The 4,358-nt window shown below is 71.0% G+C and carries 4 protein-coding genes; 3 read left to right on the top strand and 1 reads right to left on the bottom strand.

Annotation, left to right across the window (positions count from 1 at the left end):
- Positions 1–168: 168 nt before the first annotated feature.
- Positions 169–1,107, bottom strand: a complete 939-nt coding sequence (locus tag CCN39_RS47910; RefSeq protein ID WP_143264478.1) for a ParB/RepB/Spo0J family partition protein — start codon at positions 1,105–1,107, stop codon at positions 169–171.
- A gap of 489 nt (positions 1,108–1,596) precedes the next feature.
- Here CCN39_RS47910 and CCN39_RS47905 point away from each other — a divergent pair, with 489 nt between their 5' ends.
- The 3 genes from CCN39_RS47905 to CCN39_RS47895 all read left to right on the top strand — a co-directional run bounded on the left by CCN39_RS47905 (position 1,597) and on the right by CCN39_RS47895 (position 4,322).
- Positions 1,597–2,757: a galactosyltransferase-related protein gene (locus tag CCN39_RS47905; protein WP_086853842.1), complete on the top strand. Its 1,161-nt coding sequence runs from the start codon at positions 1,597–1,599 to the stop codon at positions 2,755–2,757.
- Positions 2,754–3,188 carry a type II 3-dehydroquinate dehydratase gene (locus tag CCN39_RS47900; RefSeq protein WP_086853840.1) on the top strand — a complete coding sequence of 145 codons (435 nt, stop codon included), beginning with the start codon at positions 2,754–2,756 and terminating at the stop codon, positions 3,186–3,188. The genes CCN39_RS47905 and CCN39_RS47900 overlap by 4 nt, the downstream gene beginning before the upstream one ends.
- A gap of 111 nt (positions 3,189–3,299) precedes the next feature.
- The gene (locus tag CCN39_RS47895) at positions 3,300–4,322 is read left to right on the top strand and encodes an FkbO/Hyg5 family chorismatase (protein ID WP_086853838.1); all 1,023 of its coding nucleotides are present in this window, start codon (positions 3,300–3,302) and stop codon (positions 4,320–4,322) included.
- Positions 4,323–4,358: the final 36 nt, after the last annotated feature.

Below are 4,358 nucleotides of genomic sequence, written 5' to 3'. Positions count from 1 at the left end.
GGCGGCGGGGCCCAGCACGGTGGCGGTGCTCGCCGCGACCGTGCCCGTCAGGAATCTGCGTCGCCCGATTCCGGTGGTTTCCTTCATGACGTTCTCCAGTTCACGTGCGAAGCGCCGGTTCCGGGCATGGGTGTACCGCGCCGGAAAAGGGTGGACGGCGGAGTTCGGTTATCCGTTGGCTTCGAGCTGGTCGTCGCCGCGCTTTTCCAGCTCACCGGCGAGCAGTTCCCAGGCTTCGGCGCAGTTGCGGGCCAGGTCGGCGACGACGTTCGTGCAATGCGACGGCAGGAAGTCGACCAGGCCGTTCAGGTGCGCCGACATCGAATGCGTCGCGCCGATCAGGCGGAGGATCCGCCTGCCGGTGATGCTCAGCCGCAGCGACGGGTCGCGCTCCAGGGCCTGCAGCGCGCCGGCGGACCCCGGTTTCGCCGGCAACGCCTCCGCCGCGGCGGCGATCCGCCGTTCTGCGGGGGCCGCCGGCTTCTCCTCTTCGGGCGCGTTCTTGCTGTACGCCTTGGGGATCGGGTCCTCGCCGCGCCGGAGCCGGTCCCGCACGTCGCGGACGGTGCCGACGGCGATCCCCGACGACCTCGCGACCTCGCTGAGCGAGGCGTCCGGGCGCGCCGAGATCAGCTCGGCCGCCCGGAGCCGACCGGCGGACGGGTCGAGCGGCCGCGCGCGGCCGTCCTTGCCGATCCGCACCGCCTCGGGGCTCCCGGAATCCGGGGACACCCGGCAGCGGATGGCGCTGATCTTCTTCGCGGACAGGCCGGCGATCTTCGAAATCGAGCGGTCCGACCAGTGCGGGAAGAACCGGATGATCCGTTCCGCGGCCGACTCGCGTTCGGCCTTGGTCAGCGGGAGACCGTGCTTGGTGTTCGCTTCGACCGCGTGGACGAACGCGGATTCGGGTCCGCCGTCGTAGAACGTCACCTCGATGGTGGCGTCGCCGCGCAGCTCGGCCGCGCGGAGGCGGTGCATCCCGTCGATCACCCTGCCGGTCTGCCGGTGGACCAGGATCGGCGGCAGCTCCTGGTCGAGCTCGGCCAGCATCCGGACGTAGCCGAGGTCTTCACCGGAAAGCCGGGGCGATTCCCCCGGACGCAATGATTTTACATCGACAACAGCGGTTTGCGCGGTCTTCGGACTGCCCTCCGAAGACCGCGAATCGGGCGACTGGGCCCGTTCATCGACACATGAATGCACTGTCAGTGTTCCCCCCGGTCAGAACAGCTCATGTCGCTTTTGCACCTTACCGCGCGCCATCCGTCATGATCAAGCAATAGCGGGCGCCTGGTCTGGACCTCTCCGACTGGCCTGGACCTTTGCGCAGGGTGTTCGCGAAAAGTACAGCTCAACGCCACCCGGATGGGGGAGCACCGGTCTTCAACTGCGGCCTCGCGGCAGTTGCCCGCCCGGCCCTCGCCCGGTTGGGCCGGGCGGGCCCTGCTGGTAGAAGAGGAACCCGGCGCCGGTCGCCGGCAATGCGCGAAACGTCCCGCGAATCGGCTTTCCCCGAACGCGGAATCACCGCCGACCCCGCGCCGGTAATCACACTTCCGGCACACCGGAAACTCCGCATCGAAGAGGGAACAAATGACCGGAAGAACTGCGCCGAGGGTGGCCGGGACCACCACGGTGAGCGAGCTCGCCGAGGCCCTCGTCCTGCTCGCCCACCCGGGCCGGCGGCTCAACGACCACAGCTGGCCCGCCGAACGCGCGCTCCTGGAACGCGCCGTCGACGCCGGGCTCGCTCCGCTGTCCCCCGGCGAACGGGCCGAGGTGGCGGCCGCGGCGACAGCGGCCGCCGAAGAAGAAGGCGACCGAGTCGCCCTCGACCGGCTCGAGCTGCTGCTGGCCGACGTCGGCACCCCGACCGGCCGGCCCGCGGCGTTCCGGGAGCTCGACCGGCTGGTCTTCCGCACCCGGCTCTCCCCCGGGCACGGGACGGCGACCGGGGCGTTCGTCGCGGATCCCGCGCCCCCACCGGTGACCGGCCGGGGCGCGCTGACGGTGATCGTGCCGTTCCGCGCGTCGACCGAAGACCGGACCCGCAACCTCGCGATCGCCCTGCGCGCGGTGCGGGACGCCGCCCGGGACGCGCCCGACGTCGAGGTGACCCTGGTCGAGCAGGACTCCGGCACCCGGCTGGCCGGCGTGCCGCGGACCCTGTACGACACGCACGTCCTCCTGGCCGACAGCGGTCCGTACAACAAGTCGTGGAGTGTCAACGCCGGGGTGCGCCGGTCCGCGCACGAGCGGATCTGCGTGCTCGACGCGGACCTGCTCGTCGACCGGTCCGTCCTGGCCGCGATGCTCCGGGGCCTCGACGACGCCGACATGTTCGTCCCCTACCGCCGCGTGACCTGGATGGACGAGGTGTCGACGACGCGCACCATGGCGGCCGTCACCGCGGCGAGCGGTCCGTACCGGCTCGACGGGGCGGCCGCCCGGGGCCTGAGCATCGACGGCCTCTACGGCGGCTGCTTCGCCGTGCGGCGCGACTTCTACCTCGCGATCGGCGGCCACGACGAGCGCTACACGGGCTGGGGCGGCGAGGACAACGCGTTCCACGAGCTCGCGGCGGCGCACGGCCGGACCGGCCGCGGCGACTTCGTCATGGCCCACCTGAACCACGTGCGGCCACCGGCCACCCGCGACGACGGGACCATGTTCAACGAGCACCTGCAAGGCACCCGGCCCGGCGGCGGGGAAATCGGCAGGCTCCGCACCGGGCCGCGGGCGGTGCGCCGATGACGGCCGAACTGCTGCTGCTCAACGGACCGAACCTCGGCATCCTCGGGCGGCGGGAACCGGCCGTCTACGGCACGGACACGCTGGCGGACATCCAGGCCGCCGTCGAGGCGGAAGTGGCCGGCCGGGGCTGGCGGGTGGCCGGAGTCCAGCACGACTGCGAGGGCGCGCTGGTGCGGTCCCTGCACGAGGCCCACGGGACGGTCGGGGCGATCGTGAACCCCGGCGCGCTGATGATCGCCGGCTGGAGCCTGCGGGACGCGCTCGCCGCCTATCCCCGGCCGTGGATCGAAGTGCACCTGTCGAACGTGTGGGCCCGCGAGCGGTTCCGGCACGAGTCGGTGCTCGCCCCGCTGGCGAGCGGCGTCATCGCCGGCCTCGGCGCGTTCGGTTACCGCCTCGCCGCGCGCGCCCTCCTGGACCGGATCCCCTGAGCCCGGCACCGTTCCCACGCCGGCGGCATTTGCCCCGAAGAATGTTCTGCGAGATGGTTTTCCCACTCGTGGAGCGCGAATAGTCCCTCTGCTCCGACAAGCCACTGTGAGATGCTCGTGACGAAAGTGACGCCGATGATCGATGTTGCCGTTTCGATGGATGAGCCTCCGCGGAACCACGGCGGAGTACTGGGCGTCGTCGAATTCGGCGGGCAATCCCGGAATCCGGATCTGACTGCGGGCCACCCGACGATCGGAATAGCGATGCGCGAGCGGGGGCGAAAAGTCGTCCGCGAAGTGTGGACGAGCGCTTCCGCGGTGACGAGCGGCGTTCGTGACGACATCGTCTACGGCCACGACGGCGCGCACCTGTTCGGCGCGTTCCGGCTGCCCGGCGCGGCGACCTACCGCGCGGCGACCCGGTCGGCCTACCGCCGGATGGGGGCGCTGCTCCACGACCTCGGCTACCCCCACCTGGTCCGCATGTGGAACCACATCGCCGGGATCAACCACACCAACGCCGACGGCATGGAGGTCTACCGCGACTTCTGCCAGGGGCGGGCCGAAGGGTTCGAAGAGGCGGGCACGGACATGGCCGCCGGCCTGCCCGCCGCCACCGGGATCGGCTCCCGCGGCGACGGCGTGACGGTCTACTTCATCGCCGAGCGGTCCGGCGCGCCCGTCCATTTCGAAAACCCCCGGCAGGTGCCGGCCCACCGCTATCCCCGCGAATACGGCCCGCGCTCGCCGAGCTTCGCCCGCGCCACTTTGCTGCCGGCGTCGGAAAAGCTTTTCCTCTCCGGCACGGCCAGCATCATCGGGCATCGGTCGACGCACGCCGGCGATCTCGACGGGCAATGCGACACGACCCTCGAAAACATCCGCATCCTCCTCGCCGACGTCTCGGAGAAGACCGGCGGCAAGGTGGAACCGGATTCGTTCACCATGCTCAAGGCGTACGTGCGGCACGAACGCGACGTCCCGCACGTCCGCCGACGGCTGCGCGACGAGGTCGGGCCGCTGGTCCCACTCCAGCTGTTCACCGTGGACATCTGCCGTCGCGAACTGCTCCTGGAGGTCGAAGGCGTGCTCACCATGAAGTTCTCCGGCGAGGTCGGCGGAGCGGGATCGTGACCGCGGTTTCGGACCTCGTCGGCGCGGCGCACCAGC

Origin of the sequence: Amycolatopsis kentuckyensis (genome assembly GCF_002155975.1) — a bacterium.
Classification (GTDB): domain Bacteria; phylum Actinomycetota; class Actinomycetes; order Mycobacteriales; family Pseudonocardiaceae; genus Amycolatopsis; species Amycolatopsis kentuckyensis.
Note: the sequence above shows the minus strand (reverse complement) of the source record. Positions and strands in the feature narration are given on the sequence as shown.

Bases quoted from the DNA above. Each gene is read 5' to 3' on its own strand.
- CCN39_RS47895 (WP_086853838.1), top strand. From the start codon at position 3,300: ATGCTCGTGACGAAAGTGACGCCGATGATCGATGTTGCCGTTTCGATG.
- CCN39_RS47905 (WP_086853842.1), top strand. From the start codon at position 1,597: ATGACCGGAAGAACTGCGCCGAGGGTGGCCGGGACCACCACGGTGAGC.
- CCN39_RS47900 (WP_086853840.1), top strand. From the start codon at position 2,754: ATGACGGCCGAACTGCTGCTGCTCAACGGACCGAACCTCGGCATCCTC.